Source organism: Mycolicibacterium lutetiense (assembly GCF_017876775.1).
Taxonomy (GTDB): domain Bacteria; phylum Actinomycetota; class Actinomycetes; order Mycobacteriales; family Mycobacteriaceae; genus Mycobacterium; species Mycobacterium lutetiense.
The window spans coordinates 535,135-560,510 of the sequence record NZ_JAGIOP010000001.1 but is presented as its reverse complement, the minus strand read 5'-3'; the positions used below and the strand labels follow the sequence as shown (position 1 = coordinate 560,510).

27 protein-coding genes are annotated in these 25,376 nt (G+C 66.2%); 13 read left to right on the top strand and 14 right to left on the bottom strand.

Annotation, left to right across the window (positions count from 1 at the left end):
* Positions 1-64: 64 nt before the first annotated feature.
* Together JOF57_RS02830 and JOF57_RS02825 are read right to left on the bottom strand one after the other, a co-directional pair.
* Positions 65-214 carry a DUF1059 domain-containing protein gene (locus JOF57_RS02830; protein ID WP_084622040.1) on the bottom strand — a complete coding sequence of 50 codons (150 nt, stop codon included), beginning with the start codon at positions 212-214 and terminating at the stop codon, positions 65-67.
* A gap of 110 nt (positions 215-324) precedes the next feature.
* A complete protein-coding gene (locus JOF57_RS02825; protein ID WP_209913439.1) occupies positions 325-906 on the bottom strand; it encodes an HhH-GPD-type base excision DNA repair protein in 582 nt (193 codons plus the stop codon).
* A 98-nt stretch (positions 907-1,004) separates the two neighbouring features.
* Between JOF57_RS02825 and JOF57_RS02820 the strand changes: the two genes are divergently transcribed.
* The 4 genes from JOF57_RS02820 to JOF57_RS02805 all read left to right on the top strand — a co-directional run bounded on the left by JOF57_RS02820 (position 1,005) and on the right by JOF57_RS02805 (position 4,826).
* On the top strand, positions 1,005-1,301 hold the full coding sequence (locus JOF57_RS02820; RefSeq protein WP_209913437.1) for a DUF732 domain-containing protein: 297 nt from the start codon (positions 1,005-1,007) through the stop codon (positions 1,299-1,301).
* A gap of 147 nt (positions 1,302-1,448) precedes the next feature.
* The gene (locus tag JOF57_RS02815; protein WP_209913435.1) at positions 1,449-1,790 is read left to right on the top strand and encodes a DUF485 domain-containing protein; all 342 of its coding nucleotides are present in this window, start codon (positions 1,449-1,451) and stop codon (positions 1,788-1,790) included.
* Positions 1,790-3,421, top strand: coding sequence for a monocarboxylic acid transporter (locus tag JOF57_RS02810; protein WP_209913433.1), 1,632 nt, complete (start codon positions 1,790-1,792; stop codon positions 3,419-3,421). Before JOF57_RS02815 ends, JOF57_RS02810 begins: the two co-directional genes overlap by 1 nt.
* Before the next feature lie 82 nt (positions 3,422-3,503).
* Positions 3,504-4,826 carry an acyltransferase family protein gene (locus tag JOF57_RS02805; RefSeq protein WP_209913431.1) on the top strand — a complete coding sequence of 441 codons (1,323 nt, stop codon included), beginning with the start codon at positions 3,504-3,506 and terminating at the stop codon, positions 4,824-4,826.
* Between the two features lie 98 nt (positions 4,827-4,924).
* Here the strand turns inward: JOF57_RS02805 and JOF57_RS02800 are convergent, their stop codons facing one another.
* Positions 4,925-5,098: a DUF5302 domain-containing protein gene (locus tag JOF57_RS02800; protein ID WP_209913429.1), complete on the bottom strand. Its 174-nt coding sequence runs from the start codon at positions 5,096-5,098 to the stop codon at positions 4,925-4,927.
* Between the two features lie 46 nt (positions 5,099-5,144).
* The gene (locus JOF57_RS02795; RefSeq protein WP_209913427.1) at positions 5,145-5,588 is read right to left on the bottom strand and encodes a PPOX class F420-dependent oxidoreductase; all 444 of its coding nucleotides are present in this window, start codon (positions 5,586-5,588) and stop codon (positions 5,145-5,147) included.
* 31 nt (positions 5,589-5,619) lie between these two features.
* Here JOF57_RS02795 and JOF57_RS02790 point away from each other — a divergent pair, with 31 nt between their 5' ends.
* The 3 genes from JOF57_RS02790 to JOF57_RS02780 are packed head-to-tail and all read left to right on the top strand — an operon-like array spanning position 5,620 to position 7,983.
* Positions 5,620-6,450, top strand: coding sequence for a class I SAM-dependent methyltransferase (locus tag JOF57_RS02790; protein ID WP_209913425.1), 831 nt, complete (start codon positions 5,620-5,622; stop codon positions 6,448-6,450).
* 19 nt (positions 6,451-6,469) lie between these two features.
* Entirely contained in the window at positions 6,470-7,450 is a 981-nt protein-coding gene (locus JOF57_RS02785) for an alpha/beta hydrolase family protein (RefSeq protein ID WP_209913423.1), read from the top strand.
* Between the two features lie 17 nt (positions 7,451-7,467).
* A complete protein-coding gene (locus tag JOF57_RS02780) occupies positions 7,468-7,983 on the top strand; it encodes a DUF1697 domain-containing protein (protein ID WP_209913421.1) in 516 nt (171 codons plus the stop codon).
* Positions 7,984-7,987: 4 nt separating this feature from the next.
* Here the strand turns inward: JOF57_RS02780 and otnI are convergent, their stop codons facing one another.
* Complete coding sequence (gene otnI, locus JOF57_RS02775; RefSeq protein ID WP_209913419.1) at positions 7,988-8,773, bottom strand: 2-oxo-tetronate isomerase; 786 nt, start codon at positions 8,771-8,773, stop codon at positions 7,988-7,990.
* A gap of 84 nt (positions 8,774-8,857) precedes the next feature.
* Here otnI and JOF57_RS02770 point away from each other — a divergent pair, with 84 nt between their 5' ends.
* Positions 8,858-9,691: a class I SAM-dependent methyltransferase gene (locus tag JOF57_RS02770; protein ID WP_209913417.1), complete on the top strand. Its 834-nt coding sequence runs from the start codon at positions 8,858-8,860 to the stop codon at positions 9,689-9,691.
* Between the two features lie 14 nt (positions 9,692-9,705).
* On the opposite strand, the gene JOF57_RS02765 is transcribed toward JOF57_RS02770, so the two are convergent.
* Complete coding sequence (locus tag JOF57_RS02765; protein ID WP_209913415.1) at positions 9,706-12,855, bottom strand: bifunctional cytochrome P450/NADPH--P450 reductase; 3,150 nt, start codon at positions 12,853-12,855, stop codon at positions 9,706-9,708.
* Between the two features lie 47 nt (positions 12,856-12,902).
* Positions 12,903-14,411 (bottom strand): flavin-containing monooxygenase, encoded by a 1,509-nt coding sequence (locus JOF57_RS02760; RefSeq protein ID WP_209913413.1) that lies wholly within the window; start codon positions 14,409-14,411, stop codon positions 12,903-12,905.
* Positions 14,412-14,511: 100 nt separating this feature from the next.
* On the opposite strand from JOF57_RS02760, the gene JOF57_RS02755 reads away from it, so the two are divergent.
* Positions 14,512-15,741, top strand: coding sequence for an Rv1453 family transcriptional regulator (locus JOF57_RS02755; RefSeq protein WP_209913411.1), 1,230 nt, complete (start codon positions 14,512-14,514; stop codon positions 15,739-15,741).
* Positions 15,742-15,747: 6 nt separating this feature from the next.
* Here the strand turns inward: JOF57_RS02755 and JOF57_RS02750 are convergent, their stop codons facing one another.
* Positions 15,748-16,113, bottom strand: a complete 366-nt coding sequence (locus tag JOF57_RS02750) for an Rv1152 family transcriptional regulator (RefSeq protein WP_209915740.1) — start codon at positions 16,111-16,113, stop codon at positions 15,748-15,750.
* A 36-nt stretch (positions 16,114-16,149) separates the two neighbouring features.
* Between JOF57_RS02750 and JOF57_RS02745 the strand changes: the two genes are divergently transcribed.
* On the top strand, positions 16,150-16,878 hold the full coding sequence (locus tag JOF57_RS02745; protein ID WP_209913409.1) for an NAD-dependent deacylase: 729 nt from the start codon (positions 16,150-16,152) through the stop codon (positions 16,876-16,878).
* Here the strand turns inward: JOF57_RS02745 and JOF57_RS02740 are convergent.
* The 3 genes from JOF57_RS02740 to JOF57_RS02730 are packed head-to-tail and all read right to left on the bottom strand — an operon-like array spanning position 16,875 to position 20,561.
* Entirely contained in the window at positions 16,875-17,510 is a 636-nt protein-coding gene (locus JOF57_RS02740; protein ID WP_209913407.1) for a class I SAM-dependent methyltransferase, read from the bottom strand. The genes JOF57_RS02745 and JOF57_RS02740 overlap by 4 nt on opposite strands.
* Positions 17,507-18,226, bottom strand: a complete 720-nt coding sequence (locus JOF57_RS02735; RefSeq protein ID WP_209913405.1) for a TetR/AcrR family transcriptional regulator — start codon at positions 18,224-18,226, stop codon at positions 17,507-17,509. The genes JOF57_RS02740 and JOF57_RS02735 overlap by 4 nt, the downstream gene beginning before the upstream one ends.
* Position 18,227: 1 nt before the next feature.
* The gene (locus JOF57_RS02730) at positions 18,228-20,561 is read right to left on the bottom strand and encodes an MMPL family transporter (protein WP_209913403.1); all 2,334 of its coding nucleotides are present in this window, start codon (positions 20,559-20,561) and stop codon (positions 18,228-18,230) included.
* A gap of 156 nt (positions 20,562-20,717) precedes the next feature.
* Between JOF57_RS02730 and JOF57_RS02725 the strand changes: the two genes are divergently transcribed.
* Together JOF57_RS02725 and JOF57_RS31175 are read left to right on the top strand one after the other, a co-directional pair.
* Positions 20,718-21,254 (top strand): DoxX family protein, encoded by a 537-nt coding sequence (locus JOF57_RS02725; protein ID WP_209913401.1) that lies wholly within the window; start codon positions 20,718-20,720, stop codon positions 21,252-21,254.
* Between the two features lie 83 nt (positions 21,255-21,337).
* A complete protein-coding gene (locus JOF57_RS31175; protein ID WP_155915856.1) occupies positions 21,338-21,469 on the top strand; it encodes a hypothetical protein in 132 nt (43 codons plus the stop codon).
* Positions 21,470-21,538: 69 nt separating this feature from the next.
* Here JOF57_RS31175 and JOF57_RS02720 read toward each other — a convergent pair whose 3' ends face one another.
* From JOF57_RS02720 to JOF57_RS02710, 3 genes are read right to left on the bottom strand one after another with little or no spacing between them, the layout of a single operon-like run.
* A complete protein-coding gene (locus tag JOF57_RS02720) occupies positions 21,539-22,552 on the bottom strand; it encodes an NAD(P)H-dependent flavin oxidoreductase (protein WP_209913399.1) in 1,014 nt (337 codons plus the stop codon).
* A gap of 12 nt (positions 22,553-22,564) precedes the next feature.
* Positions 22,565-23,320: a 3-hydroxyacyl-CoA dehydrogenase gene (locus JOF57_RS02715; protein ID WP_209913397.1), complete on the bottom strand. Its 756-nt coding sequence runs from the start codon at positions 23,318-23,320 to the stop codon at positions 22,565-22,567.
* Positions 23,321-23,373: 53 nt separating this feature from the next.
* Positions 23,374-24,459 carry a CaiB/BaiF CoA transferase family protein gene (locus tag JOF57_RS02710; protein WP_209913395.1) on the bottom strand — a complete coding sequence of 362 codons (1,086 nt, stop codon included), beginning with the start codon at positions 24,457-24,459 and terminating at the stop codon, positions 23,374-23,376.
* A gap of 112 nt (positions 24,460-24,571) precedes the next feature.
* Here JOF57_RS02710 and JOF57_RS02705 point away from each other — a divergent pair, with 112 nt between their 5' ends.
* Positions 24,572-25,375: an enoyl-CoA hydratase gene (locus JOF57_RS02705; protein WP_209913393.1), complete on the top strand. Its 804-nt coding sequence runs from the start codon at positions 24,572-24,574 to the stop codon at positions 25,373-25,375.
* The last annotated feature ends 1 nt before the right edge of the window (position 25,376 follow it).

Below are 25,376 nucleotides of genomic sequence, written 5' to 3'. Positions count from 1 at the left end.
AATTCCCGGTCGCTTGCCTCATGGCCGGCGACCGGGAATTTTGTCAGGGCAGGAAAATTGAGGCTCAGTAAGCCATGAAGAGGATCATTTCGCGGTCGTACTCACGCCCGGGGTGCTGCTGAGCCAGATGCGTCTGAGCCTTCTCCACCAGGTCGTCCTCATCGGTCCCGCTGATCGCTTCTCCGCACGGGCAGTTCAGATGTGTCTTCGCCATATGTTCACCATTGCATAGGCCGCCCAGCCATGATCCCCGACTGTGCAATCAGATCGCCGCGGGGCGCGGCAGAAACACGATCTCAGCGCACGCTCGATGACCGCTCAGCCCTAGACGGCCTTGGCTTCCTTCGCGGCGGCCTTCATCTGCTTCTTGTGCGTGCGCACCTTCTGCAACGACCCGGGGTCGACCACATCAGCCACCGACATGAAGCTGCCCGCAGTGCCGTAATCCCCGGCGGCCTCCCGCCAGCCCGCCGGCGTCACCCCATACTGCTTACCCAACAGCGCCAGGAAGATCCGGGCCTTCTGGTCACCGAACCCGGGCAGTCGCTTGAGCCGGCGCAACACCTCTTTGCCGTCGGGGTCGCCACCGGTCCACAGGGCCGTCACGTCGCCGTCGTACTCGTCGACGATGACCCGCGCCAGATCCTGTACCCGCTTGCCCATCGACCCCGGAAAGCGGTGGATCGCAGGGGGTTGCGACACCAGGGCGATGAATTCGTCCGGGTTGTAGTCGGCGATCTGGTGGGCGTCGACGGCACCGAGACGCTCGGCGATCTTCTTGGGCCCGCCGAAGGCGACCTCCATCGGAATCTGCTGATCCAACAGCATCCCGACCAAGAGCGCGAACGGGTTGGACTCCAGTAGGGCGTCGGCCTCCGGATCTTGGACTAGCTGCAGTTTTCCCACGTCGCCAGTCTAGGACCAGACACGTTTTTGACGCCGGTGTCGGTGGAGTGTGCGAATGTATACGCGTTAACCGGTGAATATGCCCATAGGAGTTGGACATGAGACGTGTGATTGCGCCTCTTTTTGTAGCGGTGGTTACCGCACTCGCCTTGGCCGCCACGGCCAACGCCATCCCCGACCAGGGCACGCCGGCGTTCGACGAATACATGCAGGGCCTGGAGCGCAACGGATTCCACTTGAATCCCGACACCGCGTGGCGCGTCGCTCATCAGGCGTGTATGGGCGGCGTCCCGGGCTACATCGGATTGGAACTGGCTGCACAAGGCGTTTTCGGACCCGGCTCCGAGCAGCGGGTGTACGACGTGGCCAGAAAGTACGCCTGCCCGGTTCAATAGGTTGAGCTGGCTGCGGTTTCGCCGCACCGCCATCTACGGTAGGCCGCACGATGTCCGGCGAGGTTGCAGTCGCGATACCCGTCGCATGTGACCCGGCGCTCAATTAGGTTCTCCGCTATCGCACAGTCAACTGTCAGGAGTCCTCGGGTGTCCGAAACCGATCTTCCCGAGAGGGTCGCCCCCACCGGGGAGCAGTTCCTCGCCATGCAGGCCAGCCCCGAGTTCCAGGAGTTGCGTACCCGCCTGCGCCGCTTCGTCTTTCCGATGACCGCATTCTTCCTGGCCTGGTATGCCCTCTACGTCGCCCTCGGCGCGTTCGCCCACGACTTCATGGCCATCCGGGTGTTCGGCAACATCAATGTCGGCCTGTTGATCGGGCTGGGCCAGTTCCTCACCACGTTCCTCATCACCGGCCTGTACGTGCGCTTCGCCAACAGAGAGCTCGACCCGCGAGCTACCGCCATCCGCGAAGAGCTGGAGGGCCCCTGATGACCGTCAGCACCCTCGCCGCCGAAACCGTCGGCAACCCCGCTGCGAACATCGGCATCTTCAGCCTGTTCGTCGTCGTCACGATGATCGTGGTGATCAAGGCCAGCAAGCGCAACGCCACGGCCGACGAGTTCTTCACCGGCGGCCGCGGCTTCTCCGGCCCGCAGAACGGCATCGCCATCGCCGGCGACTACCTCTCGGCGGCCAGCTTCCTCGGCATCGCCGGGGCCATCGCGGTCTACGGCTACGACGGCTTCCTGTACTCCATCGGATTCCTGGTGGCCTGGCTGGTGGCCCTGCTGCTGGTGGCCGAATTGCTACGCAACACGGGCAAATTCACGATGGCCGACGTATTGAGTTTCCGGCTCAAGCAGCGCCCGGTTCGGCTGGCCGCGGCCATCTCGACGCTCACGGTGTCGTTGTTCTACCTGCTGGCCCAGATGGCCGGGGCCGGCGGCCTGGTCGCCCTGCTGCTCGATATCAACAGCCGGGCCGGACAATCGATCGTGATCGCCGTCGTCGGCATCCTGATGATCGTCTACGTCCTGGTCGGCGGGATGAAGGGCACCACCTGGGTGCAGATCATCAAGGCCGTGCTGCTGATCGCCGGTGCCGCGCTGATGACCGTGATGGTGCTGAGCAAGTTCGGGCTGAACTTCTCCGAGATCCTGGGGTCGGCCCAATCGGCCATCTCCGGGTCGACGACCCAGGGCGTCGCCGGCCGCGATGTGCTGGCCCCGGGCGCACAGTACGGCGGCTCGCTGACCTCACAGATCAACTTCATCTCGCTTGCGCTGGCCTTGGTACTCGGCACCGCGGGACTGCCGCATGTGTTGATGCGGTTCTACACCGTGCCCACCGCCAAGGAAGCGCGGCGATCGGTCGTCTGGGCGATCGCGCTGATCGGCGCCTTCTACCTGTTCACCTTGGTGCTCGGCTACGGCGCGGCCGCCCTTGTCGGCCCGGACCGGATCCTCGGTGCGGCCGGCGGGGTGAACTCCGCGGCCCCGCTGCTGGCGTTCGAACTCGGCGGGGTGATCCTGCTCGGGGTCATCTCGGCGGTGGCGTTCGCGACCATCCTCGCCGTGGTCGCCGGTCTGACCATCACGGCATCGGCCTCGTTCGCGCATGACGTCTACGCCTCGGTGCTCAAGTCCCACAAGGTGACCGAGCAGGAGCAGGTCCGGGTTTCCCGCATCACCGCGGTGGTGCTGGGCATCTTCGCGATCGGGCTGGGCATCCTGGCCAACGGTCAGAACGTGGCGTTCCTGGTGGCGCTGGCGTTCGCCGTGGCGGCCGCGGCCAACCTGCCGACGATCCTGTACTCGCTGTACTGGAAGCGGTTCAACACCCGCGGCGCACTGTGGAGCATGTACGGCGGGCTGATCTCGACCATCGTGCTGATCGTGTTCTCCCCGGCCGTGTCGGGCAGCAAGACCGCGATGATTCCGGGTGCGGACTTCGACTTCTTCCCGCTGGCCAATCCGGGCATCGTGTCCATCCCGCTGGCCTTCGCGCTCGGCATCCTCGGCACGCTCACCTCTCGCGACACCGGGAACCCCGAACTCAACGCCGAGATGGAGGTGCGGTCGCTGACCGGTGTGGGCGCCGAGAAGGCCGTGGCGCACTAGTTTCTCCCCGCGAGCAGACGCAATCGAAGTTAGGTGGTTCTACCTAGGGACTACGCAGCCGCGGGGCCATAGCGTTCTAGCCATGACCGTTGCTGCTGACACAGCTGCCGAGAAAGCCCCGGCCAAGGGGCTGTTCCCGTCCCCCGCCGAGGTCGAGGCCCAGACCCCCGCCGGCCGGGACCGCGCCATCGACGTCATCCGGATCGTCTCGCTGATCGGTGTGGTGTTCGGCCACACGATCATGGCGACCAGCACGATCCGTGACGACGTGTTCATCTGGAGCAACCTGCTCACCGCATCTGTCGTCTTTCAGGCGCTGACCTGGGTGTTCCAGATCATGCCGTTGTTCTTCTTCGCCGGCGTGGCCGCCTCGGTGCAGTCCTGGACGCCCGGCTCGTCGTGGGGCGGGTGGCTGCTGAAGCGCTGCACCCGGCTGTACCGCCCGGTGTTCTACTACCTGGCCTTCTGGACCGTCACCCTGGCAGTGCTGCGGTTCGTCCTGCCGGAACATGTCTACGAACCCATCGCCGGCATCTCCATCCAGCTGCTGTGGTTCCTGGGCGCCTACGTCCTGGTGTTGGCGGCGGTGCCACTGCTGGCCCACATCACCACGACCGGGCAGGTGATCGGCGCGGTGGCCGGCACCTACGCGTTCATCGCTGTCATCGACGCGATCCGCATCAACATGGACGGCTACGCGTCGCTGGGCTACCTCAACACCGTGGTGTGGTTGATCCCCGGCGTGTTCGGTGTCGCCTACCGTCGCCACCTGCTGTCCAGCGGCGCCGCGTGCAAGATCGGGATCGGCATGCTCGGGGTGAACCTGGCGCTGCTGTACTTCGGCCCCTACGAGCTGAGCCTGGTCGGCATCGAGACCCAGCAGCTCAAGAACATGACGCCGCCCTCACTGCTGCTGGCCGGCCACGCAATCATGATGTGTGCGTTCGCGATTGCCGCCGCCCCCGCCATCAACCGGTGGGCACAGCGGCCGCGGGTGTGGTGGCTGACGGCGATCGGGAACTCCGGTGCGATGACGCTGTACCTGTGGCACATGCCGCTGCTGCTGGGCCTGCACCTGGTGTTCGACTACCTGGGCCTGGACCGCTACGACCCGTCCGCGCCAGGATTCCTGGCCCTCTCGGTGCTGCAGTTGGCGTTGATGGCCGGACTGGTGGCGACGGCGTTCGTCGCACTGCGCCCGCTGGAGAACTCGCCGCTGCCGCTGTGGGACGGCGGCGCGGTGGCCGGCACCGGGATCCGGAGCGCCACGGTGGGGCTGCTGCTGTGCCTGGCCGGTGCGGCGACGCTGGCCTCGGTCGCCTGGGGCCTGAAGGATCAGGGTGTCTACTGCGTGGCAGTCATGCTGGCCGCCCTCGTCGCGGCCCGCGCGCTGGCCCGCGACTGACACATCGAGACTGCGCACAAGGCATCGAGTCTGCGTACAGATCGCGATTCTGCGGAATTTCGCGATCTGTCCGCAGACTCGGCGTTGAGGCGTTCCTGCTAACCGCTCTTCCGACGGAACTCCCGCCGGCCCTCGGCGGGGCCGTGCGCCTTGGACTGCTTTGATCCCCCGTTGGTGTGGGCAGACCCCGATGCCGCCTTGGCGTTTTTACGTTCGAGAGCCTCGCGGAACTTCTTCTTGTTGTCGTCTTCCGGCACTTCGTCGCTCGCCATAGGGGCAGCCTAGCGCGACCGGCCTGACGGTGAGCGCAGGTAGGCCCTACCGCTTACCTGGCGGCATGCCGTACAGATGCGAGATCGGCAGGGTGAGCAGCACCCGGCGATCGTCGACCATGGCGCGCCGGTAATCGTCCCAGTCCGGATGCTCGCCGGCGATGTTGCGGTACAAGGCAATCAGCCCCTCGACCGTATCGTCGTCGGGCGCCGCGGCGGGTGGGGTGAGTATCGAATCGCCCTCGGCAACGGCGTAGGACCAGCCGTCGTCGGAACTGACGTGGATGGATGCCCGGGGATCACGTCGCAGGTTGCGGGTCTTGGCCCGGGGCTCGGTGACGGACATCTGGATCTGAACTGCCCGCGGGTCGAAGTAGTAGGAGACATTCGACAGCTGCGGACGACCGTCCTGTTTGATCGTCGCGAGAACTCCCATCGAGTTACCGCCGATCAAGGCCAAAAGCTTGTCGTCGAAAACCTGGCGCCCCATGTGATGAGCGTACGTCTTTACCATCGGTTCGATGAGTGTGATTGACGGCAACACCCTCGACGGCGTCTCGGCGACATCGCTGTGGATCCTGAGCAACCGCGGTCTCGAGGCCAGACGTTCCGACGGCGTGATCCGCGACCCGTGGGCAGTGGCCCTGCACGACTCGATCGACTACGACTACGGCAAGTTCGGCAGGCCGACGCAGGCCCATGCCCTGCGGGCCCGCGCGTTCGACCTCGAGACCCGCGACTACCTCTCGACGCACCCCAAGTCCGCGGTGGTGGCATTGGCCGAGGGCCTTCAGACCAGTTTCTGGCGACTCGATCAGGCCGGGGTGGCCGACGAATTAACCTGGTATTCAGTCGATCTACCGGCTGTCATGGCGATCCGGGGCAAACTATTGCCCCATGACGACCGCATCGTCGCCCTGGCCCAGTCGGCGCTCGACCGCAGCTGGATGGACCAGGTCGACGCAGAAGACGGCGTGTTCATCACTGCCGAGGGCCTGCTGATGTACCTGGAGCCCGAGGATGTGCGCGCCCTGATCGCCGACTGCGCGGCACGGTTCCCCGGCGGGCGGATGGTGTTCGACTCGATTCCGCACTGGGTGAGCCGACGCACCCTCAAGGGCCTGCACCTGTCCGACCGCTACATCGCGCCGCCGATGCCGTTCGCGCTGACCGCCGACGAGGGCCTGGCCATGGCAGGGAACGGACCGGGCGCCATCGCCGGAGTGAGATCTGCCCGGGACGTGCCGATGCAGGCCGGACGCGGCCTGTTCAAGTTGGCCGCCGAGTCGTGGCCGGACCGGATCGGCGCGATCCACCGCATCAGGCCGTCCATCACGGTGTTGGACTTCTGACCGGCCGGGCTGCAACCAGATGCGACTTCTGAACCACCGCCTGCTGACGGTGCTCGCCACGGTGCTGATCGCCGGTGCCGTTCCATCGTGCACGACGGAAACGACGCCGGCAGCGACGACGGAAAAGAGGTCTGCTGAGGTCGCGGTGGTTCCCGAGGCGCTCATCCTGCACGACGTGAGCGTCACCCGGCTCCACTACTTGCCCGACGCGCACCCCACCGGGCGGGACCTCGACCAGAACTGGGCCGACCTGTACCTGCCCGCCGGCGCGCATGCGTTCAATTCGATCCCGCTGGTGGTGCTCATCCACGGCGGCGGGTGGCAGAGCACGATGGGCGCGGGGGTCTTCGCCGGATTGGCCCGCGAGCTCAGCAGCCGCGGCATGGCCGTCTACAACATCGAGTACCGGAGGTTGGGATCGGGCGGTGGGTGGCCGACCACATTCGACGATGTGGCGCGCGCCATGGACTACGTCGCCGAGATGGCCCTGCAGTATCCGCAGCTGGCCATTGACGATGCGCTCGTGGTCGGCCACAGCGCGGGAGCCCAGCTGGCGGTGTGGGCCAGCACCAGGCAGGATCTGCGCGGTGATGAGGTCGGGTCCCAGCCTCGCTTCCGGCCGACCAGGGTCATCTCGCTGGCCGGTCCGCTCGACATGGTCTACGCCGCCAATCATGGCGACAACCGAATCGTCGCGGTGCTCGGCGGCCGTCCGGCGGAGGTGCCGCAGCGGTACGCCTCGGTCGATCCGATCCAGAATCTCGACCCGAGCGTGCCGGTGCTCGCGATCCATGGAACCCTCGACACCGTTGTCTCACCGGCCAATTCGCAGCGCTATGTCGCAGCGCTCAAGAAGCGCGGCGGGCGGGCCGACGTCGTATTGCTCCCGGGTGAGAATCACACGTCGATCATGTCGACGCGCTCCCCCAGCTTCCGGCGGGTGCTCCACCTCATCACCGCAACCTCGAAGGCTGAACTGGACCAGCTGCCGGTGAAGTGACTGATTAGGCTGGGGCCGTGACCCGCTACATCGCGTTTCTGCGCGGCGTCAACGTCGGAGGCGTCAACCTCAAGATGGCCGACGTGGCGAATGCCATGCAGGCGGCGGGGTTCACCGAGGTTCGCACGATCCTGGCAAGCGGAAACGTCTTGCTGGACAGCACTTCCAATGTCACGACGGTCCGCACTTCGGCCGAGCACGCCCTGCGCGACGCGTTCGGCTACGAAGCCTGGGTGTTGGTGTACGACGTGCCGACCCTGCAGAAGATCTCCGCCGGTTATCCATTCGAGCGGGAAGTTCCCGACCACCACTCCTACGTCACGTTCGTCAGTGACGCCGACATGCTCGACGAACTCGCGGCTCTGTCCCCGGGAGACGACGAAAAGGTGCAGCGCGGCGACGGGGTGCTCTATTGGCAGGTGCCCCGGGCCGCGACACTCGGCAGTGCGATCGGAAAGACCATGGGCAAGAAGCGCTACAAATCCTGCACGACCACCAGAAACCTGCGCACCCTGGACAAGGTGCTGCGCTGAGACGTCACCGGCGTGCTCGTCGCATCCACCCCAGTCCTGCGCTGGTGCCTGCGGCGGGGCGGTACTCACAGCCCACCCAGCCCTCGTAACCGGTCTCATCGATGACAGCGAGCAGGTAGTCGATCGCCAGTTCGCCGCTGTCCGGTTCGTGCCGATCGGGGACTCCGGCGATCTGCAGGTGCCCGACGCGACCGGTCGGAAGGTCCGCGCGCAACCGGACCGTCACGTCGCCCTCGCTGATCTGGCAGTGGTACAGGTCGAATTGCACCTTGAGGTTCGGCGCCCCGACCGCGGCCACGATCTGGTGCGCGTCGTTCTGCCGGCTCAGCAGGTAGCCGGGCATGTCGCGCTGGTTGATCGGTTCGATCAGCACGTCGACGCCGCGGCCCGCGGCCTGATCGGCGGCCCAAGTGAGGTTGTCGCGGTACACCGCCAACCGCTCCTCGCGGCCGGCACCGGCGGGGACGAGGCCGGCCATTACGTGCACCCGTGGGCAGTTCAGCACCTCGGCGTATCCCAGGGCGCGGGCGAACCCGTCCCGGAACTCGGCCTCGCGGCCGGGCAGCGAGGCGGTACCGCGTTCTCCGGCGTCGAAGTCCCCGGGTGGCGCGTTGAACAGAACCTGACGCAGGCCGTGGGCATCGAGTCGCGCGCGCAGTTGCTCGGCCGGGTACGCATACGGGAAGAGGTACTCCACCGCGGTGAATTCGTCGGCCGCCGCAGCGGCGAAGCGATCGAGAAAGGCGTGCTCGGCGTACATCATGGAGAGATTGGCCGCAAAGCGTGGCACGGCAGGCTCCTTCCGAATTGAGCCGATCAGCGGTTGACGCCATCTTTGCGCGCCCCCGGGCAGAACGCGGGTACATTCGCGCCCATGACGGGTACCTCGGGCAAGGTGAGCGGCAGCGCGCTCACCGGTGTTTCGGAGACCGCACTGCTGACCCTGCAGGTGCGCGCACATGAGGCACGTCGACCCGACGGTCTGATCGATGATCCGATGGCGGTGCAGCTGGTCGACTCGATCGATTTCGACTTCGGCAAGTTCGGCCCCAGCCGCCGCCAGGACATGGCGCTGCGCTCACTGCTGTTCGACCGGATCACCGGTGACTATCTGCGCGAGCATCCGAAGGCCACCGTGGTGGCGCTCGCCGAAGGACTGCAGACCAGCTTCTACCGTCTGGACGCCGCCGGACTCGGTCACCAGTTCCGTTGGTTATCAGTTGATCTGGAACCGATGATCGAGCTTCGCAACAAGCTGCTACCGAAGCCGGACCGTGTCACGCAGTGCGCCCAGTCGGCACTGGACTTCAGCTGGATGGACCAGGTCGACACCAGCGACGGCGTGTTCATCACCGCCGAGGGCCTGCTGATGTATCTGCAGCCCGAGGAGTCCATGTCGCTGATCCGTGCCTGCGCACAACGCTTTCCGGGCGGACAGATGATGTTCGACCTGCCGCCGGCGTTGTTCACCTTCCTGACCCGCAAGGGGATGCGAACCTCGATGCGCTACCGGGTGCCTGCCATGCCGTTCAGCCTGTCCCCGGATGAGCTCGCCGACCTCGTCAACACCGTCCCCGGGGTGCGGACGGTGCGCGATCTGCCGATGCCGCCGGGCCGTGGCAGGATCTTCAACGCCTTACTGCAGGCGCAACACCTGCCCATCTTCGACCCCGTCCGCCCGGTGGTGGGTCTACTGGAGTTCGGTTAGGCCCCCGCCGACTCCTATTGGGCCCACACGTCCTCGACATAGCGATCTGAACTCACCAGGTCGCTGAGCCACTGCGCGGCGGCGTCTTCGTCTGTCCCGGTGTAGCGACGATAGATATCGCGGAAGGCCCCGCGCACCGCGGGAGCCATCCGGGCTCCGTCACCACATATGTACACGTGGGCATCCTTGCCCGGGTTGCCCAGCATCGCCCAGACCTCTTCGGCATCGGCGGTGATGCGATCCTGCACATACCGGATCTCGTCTTCGGGCCGCCGCGAGAAGGCCGGACGCATCCGCACCACGCCCGCGCGTTCGGCCGCCTCGAATTCGTCGCGGAACAGGTAGTCAACGTCCGGGTGACGCACCCCGAAGAAACACAGTGCCGATGTGAAAGGCTCGCCCGCGGCCTGCGCCGCCAGCCGGTCCCCGATGAATCCCCGGAACGGGGCGACCCCGGTCCCGGCGCCGACCAGGATGACGTTCTTCGCCGGCTCGGCGCCGGCGCGAAACGCCCGGCGCGCGGTATCGACTCGCATCCGAATCTGTTGTCCCGGTGCCGCATCGGCCAGATAGCTCGATGACACCCCGTGGAAGACGCCATATCCGGAACGTGCCGGACCCTCGAGCACGCTGACCACCAGTTCGACCTCACGCGGGACCCGGCGGGCCGACGAGGCGATGGAGTAGTGCCGGGGCGCCATCGGCTCGAACAACTCCAGCAGCTCGGCGCGCGACAGTTCGGTAGCCGGGAACTCGGCCAGGCATTCGGTGACGCTGAGCGCACGGACCTCGGGATCTTCGGCGAGTTCGGTGAGTGCCGCCCGCTCGGGGGGACACGGGTTGGCCGCCGCCAACCGCAGCAGCTGGCTACGGCTGGCAGGCTTGCGGAGCTCGATGAAATGGGTGAGCAGTTCGCGCACGCTGACTTCGCGGTCGATGGCGATGGCCCGGCGCGTGCTGCGCCGCGGATTGACCGAGATCCGGCGGTCGAGCCGCAGCTCCAACAGTTCGGCGACCTCGTCGATGACCTCGGGGCTGTTGTCGGGCAATACCGTGAGGTGATCACCGGTCTGGTAGTCGAGGTCATCGGGAAGCGCTACCCGGATGAGCCGCTTGTCATTTCCCATGTCACGGTTGTCGACCAGCGCCACGTTGTCCAGCACTGTCGCGGGTCGCACCTCGAAACGGGCATCGATCGCCGACGTCACCGGTCCGTCGATGGCGCGCAGTTCATACAGGGATTCGTCATCGGCGCTGTCAGCGGGTGCCTGCACGCCGCCGGTGGGGGCCAGGGCATCCCACAAGGCCGCGGAGAAGTCTTCGACGATCCCGGCGAAGTCGCCCGACGTGTCGGCCTCGCCGCGCGGAATCACCGGTGGCCCAACTAGTTCCGAGAGCCGCTGATCAATGCGTTTGGGGATGGTCTGGTAGGTTTCGGCCCAGTTCCGGTCTCCGACACCGAGTATGGCGTACGGGATGGCCGGTTGTGCCGGTGTGCCCGGATCATCCAGCCATTCGACGAAGCGCCGCGCATCGTCGGTGGGCTGCCCGTTGTAGGACGCGGCGATCACCACCAGCGCCCCCTCGGCGGGCAGGGCTCCCGCTGCCGCGTCGAGGGCAGCCACGGTGGTCTGATAACCCAGGTCGGTGGCCTCGTCGGCCAGCTGCTGTGCCAGCGCCCGGCAATTGCCCAGGTTCGAGCCGTGCAGCACAGTCACTTTCGAGCCCGGCGCCGCCACCGCGCGCGGCCGTGCCGTCGACGCGGCCTCCGGGGTGGCCTCCGCGGTGTGCCGGCGCTCCGACGGTGTCCGACGCACCAGGTCCAGGTGGAATCCGACCGGCTTGCGCAGCAGATCGCTGTGGGTGCGGAGCTGGTAGTGCTCGACGTCGAGGAAGCGGTACCGGTGCACCAGAGTGGCCAGCGCCATCGTCGCCTCGTGCAAGGCGAACTGACGGCCGATACATGACCGGGCGCCGGTGCCGAACGGTTTGAACAGGTTGACCGGCCGTCCGGCGGACTGTTCTGCCCCGAACCGGTCCGGGTCGAAGATGTCGACGTTGTCACCCCATTCGGGCTGCCGGTGCAGGGCCGACGTCGTCACCGTGACGACCTCGCCCTTGCGCACCGGATACCGGCCTCCGATGACGGTGTCCGCCAATGCCATTCGGTCGAACTCGCGGACCGGCGGGGACAGGCGCAGCGTTTCGTCGATGATCTGGCGGATGTAGGTGAGCTTGCCGATCTCGTCGAATGCGGGCACGTGGTCGTCGTCCGGTCCGAACACCGTGTCCACCTCGAGGCACGCCCGGTGCAGTACCGCAGGGTTCTTGACGATGCTGTACAGCGCGGTCGGCATCAGCGTCGATGTGGTGTCCTGTCCGGCGATCAGGAAGGTCAGGATCTGGTTGCGGATGCTGTCGTGCCCGAGAGAGGGCGTGCCGTCGGCACCGGGCTCGAGCATGAGCGCGAGCAGGTCGTCCAGATCGACCGCACCCGCGCGGTGACCCGCGATCAATTCGTCGATGAAGGCAAACAGATTGTCGCGTTCGGCGGCGAAGACCGCCCGGTCGCCACCGCCGGGGGCGATGATCTGTGCCAGCGCAGCCGCGAAGCTGGCCGGGATGTCGGCCAGCCCGTCCTGGTGATAGGAGTCGAACCGCGCACCGAACCCGGCCAGACCCACGGTGTCCATGGCCAGTTTCGCGAGGTCCCCCGCGACGTCGACCGAACTCTTCCCGGCCGCGTCATCCCACAACGCGATGAGCTGGCGGTTGATGTCGAGCATGGCCGGGTGGTAGCTGCGCAACCCGCTGAAGCTGAACCCGGGCATCAGGACGTCATGGGCCTGCTGCCAACCGTCTTCGCCGGGGTACGACGTGAACAGACCGTTGTCGACAAGGGTTCGGAAGCGGTCCAGCCGGACCGTGATGCCTTTGGTGAAACGCGTCTCGTCGCACAGTTCGTCGACCAGCGACAGCGAGCACGCATAGAGCCGCCGGCTGCCGGTGAAATCGGCGTAGTACAGGGGCCCGCACTGTTCGGCGAGCACGTCCGCGGGTAGCGCGTAGGGCCGGCCGGCAACCGGCCCCGGCGGCAGTTCCAGGCCCACCGCCGAGGGGACATCGTCGATGTCCGGTGGTAGTGCCGGTGAGAACTTCTCCATGGGCGCGAGCTTAGCCACGCACGATGAACTATCCCTGAGAATCAGTCTCAGCGAGCGAGCTGAGGCGCCCGGTCGGGATCGTCGGCCGTACGCCGCGATCCGAACCGCAGAGCCGAGTCTTCAACGGGGCCGTTACGCAACGTCTCGGCGTCGAGCGTGTAGTTCATCGTCATCTGCCACGGTCCGTCGACACCCTGGCGGGGAATCTCGTCGATCGAACGCTGCACGTACCCGGCCGCGAAGTCCAGGAGGGGACGGGTCTGACCACCGGCGAACTCCGGTTGCACGGCGTCAAAACCGTTGTCGTCCATGTGCTTCAACAGCCGGCAGAAGTGCTCGCAGAGCAACCCGACCTTGAGTGTCCACGACGAGTTGGTGTAGCCGAAGGCGAAGGCGAAGTTCGGCACGCCCGAGAGCATGATGCCCTTGTAGGCGACGGCGTCGGTGAGGTCCACCGGTTGACCGTCGACGGTCAGCGACATCCCGCCGAACAGCTGGATGTTGAGACCCGTTGCGGTGACGATGATGTCGGCATCGAGCTCGCGGCCGGACTCCAGCAGGATTCCGTTCTCGGTGAACGTCGCGATGCGGTCGGTGACCACCGAGGCGCTGCCGTTGCTGATGGCCTTGAACAGGTCGCCGTCGGGTACGGCGCACAACCGCTGGTCCCACGGGTTGTACTGGGGCGCGAAGTGCTCCTCGACGGGGTATCCCGTGGGTAACTTGCTCGCGTTGATCTTCTGGATCAGCCAGCGGGCCGCGGTCGGGTACTTCTGGCACAGCACGTAGACGGAGCGTTGCTTGATGATGTTCTTGCGGCGGGCCGCGGCGTACCCGAGGCGGTCGCCCAGCAGCCGCCTGGCGGTGTTGGCAAACTTGTCCTTGGCCGGCACCGGCATGACGTATGTCGGTGAACGCTGCAGCATGGTGACGTGCCCCGCGGTCGGCGCCATCGACGGCACCAGCGTCACCGCGGTGGCACCGCTTCCGATCACGACGACCTTCTTGCCGCTGTAGTCGAGATCCTCGGGCCAGTGCTGGGGATGCACGATGCGCCCGGTGAACCGCTCCTTCCCTTCGAAGTGCGGGGTGTAGCCCTGGTCGTAGCGGTAGTACCCGCCGCCGCAGAACAACCAGTTCGCCGAGATCTGCACGAGTTCGGGGTCCGCGCCGTCACTGCCGGTCCGCTCGATGTCCACGGTCCAATTGGCCGTCGCGGAATCCCAGGCCGCGCCGAGCACCTTGTGATGGAACCGGATGTGGCGGTCGATACCGTTCTCCGACACCGTCTCGCGCAGGTAGGCCAGAATCTTGTCGGCGGTGGCGATGGCATGCTCGTCGCGCCACGGCTTGAATTCGTAGCCGAAGGTGTGCAGGTCGGAGTCCGATCGAATGCCCGGGTAACGGAACAGGTCCCACGTACCGCCGGTGTCGCCACGGGCCTCCAGGATGGTGTAGCTGCGGCCGGGGTGTTCGCGCTGCAGGTAGTAGGCGGCACCGATGCCGGAGATGCCGGCGCCGATGATGAGTACGTCGATGTGTTCGGTGTGGCTCATGTCTCAATGGTCGCGGTCCGACAACCATCTCCCAAGGTCGGAAGTGCCAAACTTCACCTATCCGATGGTGCACTTTGCACCATCGCACTATCCTGGGGTGATGGTGTGGCAGCCACCCTCACCGCGGGTGCAGGACCTGATCCGGCAATGCGCACAGATTGTCCTCAACCCCCGCCCGGAATGGCTCGACGAATACGACGGTGCAGTCCTGGCCGCCAATCCGACAATCGCCGCCGACCCCGAACTCGCCGCCGCCATCGTCCGCAGCAACCACGCCAACCTGTTCTTCTGGGGCACGGCGAATCTGCGCGATCCAGGCGCCCCAGTGCCACCGAACACCGGACCGGAGCCGCTGAGCATCGCGCGAGAACTGGTACGTCGAGGCATCACCGAGTTCCCCGTGGACGCCTACCGGGTCGGGGAGGGCGTGGCTTGGCGTCGGCTCATGGAGATCGCCTTCGAGCTCACGTCTGACCCTGCCGAACTGCACGAGATGTTGGACGTGTGCTCAAAGTCCATCAGCGCGTTCGTCGACGCCACGCTGGCCGGGATCGCCGCCCAGATCGACCTGGAACGCGACGACCTGACCCGCGGCACCCACGCCGAGCGGCGCGAGACCGTCGCATTACTGCTCGGGGGCGCCCCGATCCCCAGGCAGCGTGCAGAGGTGCGTCTGGGCCACGCGCTGACCGGAACCCACACCGCGGCGGTGATCTGGAGCGAAGACTCCGCGGGCGACCTGTCCGGGTTGGACCGGGCCGCCGAGGCATTCGGCCAGGACTGCGGTGATCAGCGGCCGTTGAGCGTGCTGGCCAGCACCGCCACCCGCTGGGTGTGGGCGGCGGGTGGCGCCGACGTCCAGCACGGCTTCCAGGCGCTGATCCGCGCCGCCGGAGACCTGCCCAGTGTCCGGATCGCCATCGGTCCGGCAGCCGACGGTCTGGATGGGTTCCGGCGCAGTCACTTCGATGCGATCACCACTCAGCAGATGATGGCCCGACTGCACTCCACGCATCAGATCGCGCAGTTCGCCGATGTCGAACTGGTGGCACTGACCACCGCCGACCCCGATCGCGCCGCCGAGTTCGTCAACCGCAACCTTGGCGGCCTCGAGACCGCCGACCGTGAATTACAGGAAACGGTAAGGGTATTCGTCATCGAACAGTGCAACGCCTCGCGTGCCGCGGCGCGGCTGTACCTGCATCGCAATACGCTGCTGCGCCGACTGGCCCGCGCCGACGAACTCCTGCCCCGCCCGCTTTCCGAAAACAGCGTCGCGGTGGCAGTCGCGCTTGACGTGCTCCGTTGGCGCGGCAAAGCGACGGGCTGAGCCCGATCAGTCGAATGCGTTGTCCAGATAGCGCAGAGCGTCAGCCTTGCCGATCCCCAGCCCACGGGCGACCTCGGCGAACGTATGCGCGGCGCTGGCCATCGCCGTGTCGGCCGGATCAGCCCGTGCGACGAACGTGCCGTACCGCCCCCGGGTCTCCAACACCCCCGCCGACTCCAACTCGCGATAGGCCCTCGCCACGGTATTCACCGCGAGCCCGACCTTCCCCGCCAGTTCACGCACGGTAGGCAATCGGGCACCCGGTGCCAGACGCCCCTGACGAATGCCCTCGATAATCTGGATTCTGAGTTGATCGAACAACGGCTTTTCCCCGCTCGAATCAATCAGGACCCAATCCCCCAACTCGACCACATCCTCAGTATCACCCAAACCGACTACGTTGGTCATGTGCAAGTGACTGTCCTCAGTGGTGCCGGGATCTCGGCAGAGAGCGGTGTACCCACGTTCCGCGACGTCGAGACGGGCCTGTGGGCACAGGTGGACCCGTACGAGATATCCAGCATCGAAGGCTGGCAGCGGCATCCGGAGAAAGTCTGGGCCTGGTATCTGTGGCGTCACTACATGATGTCCCACGTGCGGCCCAATGACGGGCATCGGGCCGTGGCCGCCTGGCAGGACATCGCCGAAGTCCACGTCGTCACCCAGAACGTCGACAACCTGCACGAACGTGCCGGCAGCAGCAACGTCTACCACCTGCACGGAAATCTGTTCGAGTTCCGTTGCGATGCATGCGGTTCGAGGTTCGAGGGCGACCTGCCCGCAATGCCGGAGCCGGTCGAGACGATCACCCCTCCGGTCTGCCCGTGCGGCGGCCTGATCCGGCCGAGCGTGGTGTGGTTCGGCGAGCCCCTGCCCGATGACGCCTGGCAACGGTCGGTGCTGGCGGTCAGCAACGCTGATGTGGTGATCGTGGTGGGCACCAGCTCGATCGTGTATCCGGCGGCAGGCCTGGCCGAGGCCGCCCTGGCGGCGGGCACCGTGGTGGTCGAGGTCAATCCGGAGCGCACACCGCTGTCCGACAGCGCGACGGTTTCCCTGCGTGAGACCGCGGCCGGCTCGCTGCCGAACCTGCTGCAACGGTTGCCTACGCTCCTCGGTAGTCGCGACGCCGGCTAGGCAGGACGGACCGCACGCCCGATCGCGAACTCCGTCACCGGCAGCGGCACCCAGGCCGGCATCGTGAGCTCACGATGGGCAACCTCAACCTGAAATCCGCTGTCTGCGATGGCCCGCTCGGTGTGCCGATGAGTGTGGCAGTTGCCGAACAACCGCGGCCAGACGGTGGCATCGGCCACGCGCTGCATCCCGGCCCGCCAGCCAGTACCGGCGACATGCTCCAGGTACCGCAGCTCCCCGCCCGGCCGGACAATCGAAAACAACTGGCGTAGAACCGTGTCCGGCTGATCGATCGAGCACAGCACCAACGAACAGACCACTGCGTCGAATGGCTCTGTGCTGCTGAACTTCTCGGCGGTGTCGCTGGTGACGGTCACCGGCAGCGGGGCTTGAACCGCCGCGCGGCGGGCTATTTCGGCGAGGTGACGTTCCGGCTCGATGGCGACCACCTCGGTGACCGTGGACGGATAGAAGGCGAAGTTCGTCCCGGTGCCCGCGCCGATCTCCAGGACGCGCCCGCTGAGTCCGGCGAGGTTGTCGCGACGCAGCCGACGCAGTGCCTTGGGCTCCGAACTCGACAGCGTCTTCCACACGCGGGCGAAGAACGGGTTGTCCACGGTCTTGTCAGTCACGGCAGGTGCCCTTCTTCGATGTCATCAGCACTGTGTTCATCGGCCAGTCCCTTCAACCGGGCGATGGTCTCCATGGGTTCGAGATCGGTTCCGATGATCCCAGAGACGATCTGACCGGTGCACACCGCGCGCAGCACGCGATCGGTGAACTCCTCGACGTCCCCCCATGGCAGATACGGTTTGGAGATCAGCAGGGCGGCCACCCCGTGCGCCGCGGTCCACAGTTCGAGCGCCATCATCGTGGCGTCCCCGGGCGGGTAGATCCCCTCGGTGATGAGTGCGGCGATGGTCGCCCGCATGTGCTGGAACGCCGAACTGTTCAACGCGGTGTCGACATCGCTGCCGGGTCTGCCCTCACCCATCGTGGCCAATCGATACAACTCGGGTGTGCGCCTGGCGAAGTTCACATAGGCGTGTCCCTGCGCGCGCAGCACCTCGATGGTTGAGGTGTGCTCGGCGGCAGCGCGCTGCATCTCCTGGTCGAGTTTCTCGAAGTACCGAGAGCACACCGCATCCAGCAGCGTGTCCTTGTCGGCGAAGTGCAGGTAGATCGACGGCGGAGTCACTCCGACGCGCTGGGCCACCGAGCGGATCGACACCGCCTTGGCATTGCCGGTATCCAACAGCAATTCGGTTGTGACATCAAGGATCTCATCACGCAGCAGCTCACCGGAACCACGCGGGGCGCGACGTCGCTTACCTGGTTGGATCGCCACGCTAGCCGACGTCCGTCACACCGGCCCCGGCCCGTTCACGTTTGCCGCCGTCCCCGGGAGCGTCACCGGGCGCACCAGGGTCCAGATCGTCCGGACCCGACTCGCTGATCCCGATTCGCTTGTGCAGCCGGGCCAACGGTGCGGGTGCCCACCAGTTCCATTGGCCCATCAGGTGCATGAACGCCGGCACCAACAGCATGCGTACCAACGTGGCATCGACGAGAACCGCAATGGTCAGGCCGAGACCGAACATGCGCATGAAGGCCACCTGCGCGGCGATCAACGCGGCGAACGAGATCGACATCAACAGCGCCGCGGCCGTCACCACGCGACCGGTGCGGGCCAGACCGAGCGCGACGCTCTCGTCGTTCCTTTCGCGCGCAGACATTTCCGTGCCGTCGGTACGGGTCAGTCCGGGTGTCAGCCAGTACTCGCGGATCCGCGAGACCAGGAACACCTCGTAGTCCATCGACAATCCGAATGCGATGCAGAACAACAACACCGGCAGGTTGGCCACCAAGGTGCCCGTCGACGTGGTGCCGAGCGCACCCAGGTGTCCGTCCTGGAAGATCCACACCAGCGCGCCGAATGCCGCCGACAGGGACAACACGTTGAGCACCAACGCCTTCAGCGGGAGCACCACACTGCCGGTGAGCAGGAACAACAGCACGAATGTGATCGCCGCGATGACGCCGAGCACCAGCGGCAACCGGGAGGTGATCGCGTGCGAGCTGTCGCGGTTCACCTGAGCCATGCCGGTGAACTGCACGTCGGTCGGTGCCGGTACCGCGCGCAGCGCGTCGAGTTGGGCCTCGGAAGCGTCGCTGAACAACGGCACGTGACTGCCCACGGTGAGAAATGCGCTGCCGTCGGCTATTCCGGTTCCCGAAGTCGGCGGACCCACCCGGGCGCCGTCGATGAAGGTGCCCCCCGGCGCGGACACCGAGGCCCCATCGGCCGCCTGCGACAGGTCGCGGGCGTAGCGGTCGAGTTCCGCCGGCGGCAACGCGGTCACGTCGGGCAGCACCACGGTGACCGCGGTCGAGGAGTCGACCGCGAAATCGTTGCGCAGTTCGTCGCCGAGCTGGCGGGACGACGCCGAGGACGGCAACACCCGGTCATCGGGGAAGCCCCACTTGATACCGAGGAAGGGTGCGCCCAGCAGCAGCAACAACGCGACGATCCCGATGCCGACCGGAACCGATCTGCGCATGACGCGCTTGGTCATCCGGTACCAGAACGTCTGTTCGACGGGCTTGTGCACGGGCTCGGGCCGACCGAGGATCCGGCGGATGAACCGGCGCACATCGTAGGCGTCGAGGCGGTCGCCGAGCAGCGCAATGGCGGCCGGCGCCACGACGATGGCCGCGAACGCCGCCAGTGCCACCACTGCGATACCCGCGTAGGCGAACGACTTGAGGAAGTACATCGGGAACAGCACCATCGCCACCATCGACAGCGCCACCGTCATCGCCGAGAACAGCACCGTGCGCCCGGCCGTCGCCATGGTGCGCACGAGAGCCCGATCCGGGTCGACACCGTCGGCCAGTTCGTCGCGATAACGGCTGATGATCAGCAGGGTGTAGTCGATCGCCAGCGCCAGTCCCATCGCGACGGTGAGGTTGAGGGCGAAGATCGAAACGTCGGTGACCATGGTGAACCCGCGCAGCACCGCCAGGGATCCGAGGATCGCAAAGCCTCCGACTGCAAGCGGCAGCGCGGCAGCCAGCAATCCGCCGAAGACCCACACCAAAACGAGGAAGCTCAACGGAATCGCGATGGATTCCATCATCAGCAGGTCTTTTTCGCTCTGCCCGTTGATCTGGACGTAGATCATCGCCTCGCCGCCGGCACGCACGGTCACGCCGTCACGGTCGTGCACGAGTTGACCGGCGAGTTCCTTGGCGTGTTTCTGCGCGCCGTTCTCCCCGCCGGTGAGGCCGGCCAGGATCAGCCCGGTCTTGCCATCCTTGCTGATCAGCGTGGCTGCTGCGGGTTCCGGTACGGTCCACGCCGAGCTGACCTGGGTCACGTACGGAGACGCTTTGAGCTCAGCGGCGATATGGGTGCCCGTCGCCCGCGCTGCCGAACTCTGGACGCCGCCGGCCGACTCGTCGGTGACGCTGATGATCAGCTGCATGTCACCGCGGGCGAATTTGTCCGAGAGCAGCTGGGTGGCCTGCGCAGATTCCGAAGTTGGGTCCTGGAATCCGCCCGCCGACAGGCTCTTCGCCACGGGAACGCCGAAGATGCCGGCGGCGACCATCGCCAGTGCGGCGACGATGAGCACCCGCCGCGGTGCGGCGAGGGCCAGATGCGCGATTCGGTGCAGCACTCAGTGTCCTTCCCCCGATGAGTATCGCCGCTAAGTTAACAGCGGTAAGTTTCCGACGTCAACGTGGGTCCTGCCCTACAGACGGATCCCGTGACCGAAGAGTTCACTTCAAACGTGCCGCGATGAATTCCGGTGCTGCGGCGCGTCTAATAAGGCATGACACTCACCGCCGACACTGAAACCGCAACCGCCGGCATGACCGATACCGGACTACTCATCCTGCGCATCGCCATCGGCGCAACCATGCTCCAGGCCGGCCTGATCAAGGCATTCGACTTCGGCACCGCCGTGGGATTCATGGAGTCCAGCGGCTGGCGGCTACCCGGGTTCGCCACGTTCATGGTGACCGCGGCCGAGACCCTGGGTGGCATCGGCCTGCTCCTCGGCGTGCTCACCCCGCTGGCCGCGTGCGCGGTGATCGGCGCGATGGTCGACGCCTGGGCCGTGAACGTATCTGCAGACGCCTTCTGGTCCCAGCCGTTCAACGTTCCGTTCCTGGCGGCATTCGCCGCCGCGGCGCTGCTGTTCACCGGCGCCGGCGCGTTCTCGGTCGATGACCGCGCATTCGGCCGGTCCCGGGTGTCGGCCAGGGCCGCGGTGGGCTTATTGGTGATCGGCGTCGCAGCCGCCGTGGTGACCTGGGTCGCATTGAACGGGACCAACCCCATCCACATCACAAGCGCTACTGGCTAGAAACCTACCGAAAAGTAGGATTGCCACCATTTTCCGAACCGTGACTCAAAGATTCCTTAATAGAGACCCATACGCTCAGTGTCATGTGGATCGACGACACCAGTGCCGATGTCATCAAGGTTGACTTCGAAGCTCTCTACCACGGCGATGTCCTGGTCGAGGGAGAAACCTCCGAGCAGTTTGACGACTACCAAGAGTTGCCCACCGCAGTATGAGAAAACGCGCGCCTCGCGGCGCGCGTTTCCCCATCGCTAGTTTGCCCGTTTCGGGCCGCAGTCCTCGTCTCAGACGAGGACTGCTTCTTTCTCAGCCTCGGCTTCGCCGGCGCCGATCATGTTCGCCAGGCGGCCACTGATCAGCTCCTCGGCCTCCGACACCATCCGCGAGACGAGTTCGCCGCAGGTGGGGATGTCGTTGATCAGGCCCATCGAAGTGCCGACCGACCAGATGCCTGCGTCGAGATCACCGATCTCATACACCTTCACGCCGCGTTTGCCGGCCACCAGATCCTTGACGTCCTCGAACTGGCCGCCATCTTTGAGGATCTGCACCACCTCACGCGAGACCAAGTTGCTCGCGACCCGCGCGGTATTGCCCAGGCTGCGGAAGATCAGCTCGGTGTCGAGCTCGGTGCCCGCCACGATCGCTTCCTTGACGTTCTGATGGATCGACGACTCCGCGGTGCACATGAACCGCGAGCCCATGTTGACGCCATCGGCGCCCAGCGCCAGTGCGGCCACCAGGCCACGCGCATCCGCGAAACCACCCGAGGCGATCATCGGGATGTCGATCTTGGCCGACGCCGCCGGGATCAGCACCAGGCCCGGGATGTCGTCCTCGCCCGGGTGACCGGCGCACTCGAACCCGTCGATGCTGATGCCGTCCACACCCAGGCTCTGCGCCTTCACCGCGTGGCGCACCGAGGTGCACTTGTGCAGCACCTTGATGCCGTTGGCATGGAACATCGGCAGGTGCGGCGCCGGGTTGGAGCCCGCGGTCTCGACGATCTTGATGCCGGAGTCGACGATCACCTGGCGGTACTCGTCATATGGCGGCGGGTTGATCGTCGGCAGGATCGTCAGGTTCACCCCGAACGGCTTGTCGGTGAGCTCACGACACCGCTCGATCTCCTTGGCCAGATCGGCCGGGGTGGGTTGGGTGAGCGCGGTGATGAACCCCAACGCTCCCGCATTGGCCACACCCGCGACCAGTTCGGCGCGGCCGACCCACTGCATGCCACCCTGAACGATGGGGTGTTCGATCCCGAACGTCTCGGTGAACTTCGTCTTCAATGCCATATCAGTCCTTAATTACCTGGGAGCCATGCGGATCGCGCCGTCGAGGCGGATGACCTCGCCGTTGAGCATCGGGTTTTCGATGATGTGCTGTGCCAGGGCGCCGTACTCGTCGGGATCGCCGAGGCGGGCCGGGTGGGGCACCTGCTGGCCCAGCGACTTCTGTGCCTCTTCGGGCAGCGAGCCCAGCAGCGGTGTCTTGAACAGACCCGGCGCGATGGTGCACACGCGGATGAGCTCACGGGAGAGGTCACGCGCGATCGGCAGGGTCATGCCGACCACACCGCCCTTGGACGCCGAGTAGGCGGCCTGGCCGATCTGACCGTCGAAGGCCGCCACCGAGGCGGTGTTGATGATGACGCCGCGCTCTTCATTCTTGAGCGGCTCGGTCTTGGCGATGCGCTCGGCGCTGAGGCGGATCACGTTGAACGTGCCGATCAGGTTGACCTCGACCACCTTGCGGAAGCCGTCGAGCGGGAACGCACCGTTCTTGCTCAGGGTCTTGATCGCATTGCCGATACCGGCGCAGTTGACGTTGATGCGCACCGGGCCAAGCGATTCCGCGACGTCGAGCGCTTCGGTCACGCCTGCCTCGTCGGTGACGTCGGTGGCGACGAACTTGGCCCGGTCACCCAGTTCGGCCACGACCTCTTCACCCTTGAGGTCGATCACCACAACCTGAGCACCCGCGTCCAGCAGGCGCTTGGTGGTCGCCAGGCCCAGGCCGGAGGCACCGCCGGTAACGACGGCTACCGCGTCCTTGATCTCCATGTACCGCATTCCTCTCCGGCCGACCTTCTGCCGACCAACTGGTTAGTTGGGGACTATACCCAGTCCCGCAGAACGGCTTCGGTGTCCGCTCCACGCGGGCCCGGGGGCGTCGGCACCGCCGGGACACTGCGGGAGAACCGTGGCGCCGGCATCGGTTGCAGGTAGCCGGCTTCGTCGAAGAACGTGTTGCGCTCGGCGATGTGCGGTTCGGTGAGCACCTCGGCGAACGACAGCACCGGCGCCGCACACGCGTCGGTCCCGGCGAACACCTTGGCCCAGTGGTCACGGTCGTGCGCGGCGAATGCCTTGGTGAATGCCTCGCGCAGCTCGGGCCAGCGGGCCATGTCGTTCTGGCCCGGCAGATCGGCATCGTCCAGACCGAGGCCCTTGAGCAGCTCGGCGTAGAACTGGGGTTCGATCGCCCCGATCGACATGTAGCGGCCGTCGGAGGTCTCGTAGGTGTCGTAGTACGGAGCGCCGGTGTCGAGCATGTTGGTGCCGCGCTCGTCGGACCACAGGCCCTGGCTGCGGAAGCTCCACATCATCTGCATCAGCACACTGGACCCGTCGATCATCGCCGCGTCGATCACCTGTCCCTTGCCTGAGGTCTGCCGCTCGAACAGCGCCGAGAGGATGCCGACGAGCAGGAACATCGACCCACCACCGAAATCACCGGCCAGGTTCAGCGGCGGAACGGGACGTTCCCCCGCGCGCCCCACGGCGTGCAGCAGGCCGTTGAGGGAGATGTAGTTGATGTCGTGGCCGGCCTGCAGTGCCCGCGGGCCTTCCTGGCCCCAGCCCGTCATGCGGGCGTAGATCAGTCGTTCGTTGACCTTCGCGCAGTCGTCGGGCCCCAGACCCAACCGCTCGGTGACGCCGGGACGGAAGCCCTCGATCAGCACGTCGGCCTTCTCGATGAGCTTGAGCACCAGCGCGCGGCCCTCGTCGCTCTTCATGTCCGCGGCTACCGATCGGCGGTTACGCAACATGGTGTCGGCGCTGGGCGTACCGGAGCCCTTGCCCGGCCGTTCGATGCGCACGACGTCGGCACCCAGATCGCCGAGGATCATCGCTGCGTGCGGGCCCGGGCCGATACCGGCCAACTCCACAACGCGCAAACCTTGCAGTGGTCCTGCCATGCTCTTTCGCCCCTTCGCGTGTCGGCCTTGGTTGACCGGTGACATAGCTTACTTGTATAACCTTCTCGACCGGCATGGCCATAGCCTGCCCCGCCAGACCTAAGGTGCATAGATGACCGTGACCCGCGAATACCCCGACGTCAAAGATGTGACCGTATCGCTCGAGGACGGCGTTCTGTCGGTCACGCTGAACCGGCCCGACAGCCTCAATTCGCTGACTCAGAACATGCTCGTGGCGATCGCCGATGCCATGGATCTGGCCGCCACCGACGCGGGAGTGCGCGTGGTTCGCCTCGGCGGCGCGGGACGCGGATTCAGCTCCGGCGCGGGCCTCAGCGAGGAAGACCAGAACGCCAAGAGCCACGACGCCGCAGGCGTGCTCGACGCCGCCAACCGCGCCGTCGCATCCATCGTCGCGCTCCCAAAGCCCGTCGTGGCCGCGGTGCAGGGGCCCGCTGCCGGCGTCGGGGTGTCCCTGGTCCTGGCATGCGACGTCGTGCTGGCCTCGGAGGCGGCCTTCTTCCTGCTTGCGTTCACCAAGATCGGGCTGATGCCCGACGGCGGTGCCTCGGCTCTCGTCGCCGCGAACATCGGCCGGATCCGGGCGATGCGACTGGCGCTGCTGGCCGACCGCCTCACTGCCACCGACGCCTACGACTGGGGCCTGATCAGCGCCGTGTACCCGGCCGACGAGTTCGACGCCGCGGTGGACAAGATCATCGCCAAGCTGCGCTCGGGCCCGGCCGTCGCGCTGCACGAGACCAAGCAGGCCGTCAACGGGGCCACACTCACCGAACTCGAGGGCGCCTTCGCCCGCGAGCGTGAGGGTCAGCTGAAACTGCTGGCGTCCAAGGACTTCCGCGAAGGCATTCAGGCCTTCCAACAGAATCGGCGCCCGGAGTTCACCGACTCCTGAT

Excerpts from the sequence above, each read along its gene's own strand:
- JOF57_RS02710 (WP_209913395.1), bottom strand. The coding sequence starts at position 24,459 with ATGGCAGGACCACTGCAAGGTTTGCGCGTTGTGGAGTTGGCCGGTATC.
- JOF57_RS02770 (WP_209913417.1), top strand. The coding sequence starts at position 8,858 with ATGACGGGTACCTCGGGCAAGGTGAGCGGCAGCGCGCTCACCGGTGTT.
- JOF57_RS02760 (WP_209913413.1), bottom strand. The coding sequence starts at position 14,411 with ATGAGCCACACCGAACACATCGACGTACTCATCATCGGCGCCGGCATC.
- JOF57_RS02725 (WP_209913401.1), top strand. The coding sequence starts at position 20,718 with ATGACACTCACCGCCGACACTGAAACCGCAACCGCCGGCATGACCGAT.
- JOF57_RS02805 (WP_209913431.1), top strand. The coding sequence starts at position 3,504 with ATGACCGTTGCTGCTGACACAGCTGCCGAGAAAGCCCCGGCCAAGGGG.
- JOF57_RS02705 (WP_209913393.1), top strand. The coding sequence starts at position 24,572 with ATGACCGTGACCCGCGAATACCCCGACGTCAAAGATGTGACCGTATCG.
- JOF57_RS02715 (WP_209913397.1), bottom strand. The coding sequence starts at position 23,320 with ATGGAGATCAAGGACGCGGTAGCCGTCGTTACCGGCGGTGCCTCCGGC.
- JOF57_RS02785 (WP_209913423.1), top strand. The coding sequence starts at position 6,470 with ATGCGACTTCTGAACCACCGCCTGCTGACGGTGCTCGCCACGGTGCTG.
- JOF57_RS02810 (WP_209913433.1), top strand. The coding sequence starts at position 1,790 with ATGACCGTCAGCACCCTCGCCGCCGAAACCGTCGGCAACCCCGCTGCG.
- JOF57_RS31175 (WP_155915856.1), top strand. The coding sequence starts at position 21,338 with ATGTGGATCGACGACACCAGTGCCGATGTCATCAAGGTTGACTTCGAA.
- JOF57_RS02790 (WP_209913425.1), top strand. The coding sequence starts at position 5,620 with ATGAGTGTGATTGACGGCAACACCCTCGACGGCGTCTCGGCGACATCG.
- JOF57_RS02830 (WP_084622040.1), bottom strand. The coding sequence starts at position 214 with ATGGCGAAGACACATCTGAACTGCCCGTGCGGAGAAGCGATCAGCGGG.
- JOF57_RS02720 (WP_209913399.1), bottom strand. The coding sequence starts at position 22,552 with ATGGCATTGAAGACGAAGTTCACCGAGACGTTCGGGATCGAACACCCC.
- JOF57_RS02795 (WP_209913427.1), bottom strand. The coding sequence starts at position 5,588 with ATGGGGCGCCAGGTTTTCGACGACAAGCTTTTGGCCTTGATCGGCGGT.
- JOF57_RS02765 (WP_209913415.1), bottom strand. The coding sequence starts at position 12,855 with ATGGAGAAGTTCTCACCGGCACTACCACCGGACATCGACGATGTCCCC.
- JOF57_RS02755 (WP_209913411.1), top strand. The coding sequence starts at position 14,512 with ATGGTGTGGCAGCCACCCTCACCGCGGGTGCAGGACCTGATCCGGCAA.
- JOF57_RS02800 (WP_209913429.1), bottom strand. The coding sequence starts at position 5,098 with ATGGCGAGCGACGAAGTGCCGGAAGACGACAACAAGAAGAAGTTCCGC.
- JOF57_RS02820 (WP_209913437.1), top strand. The coding sequence starts at position 1,005 with ATGAGACGTGTGATTGCGCCTCTTTTTGTAGCGGTGGTTACCGCACTC.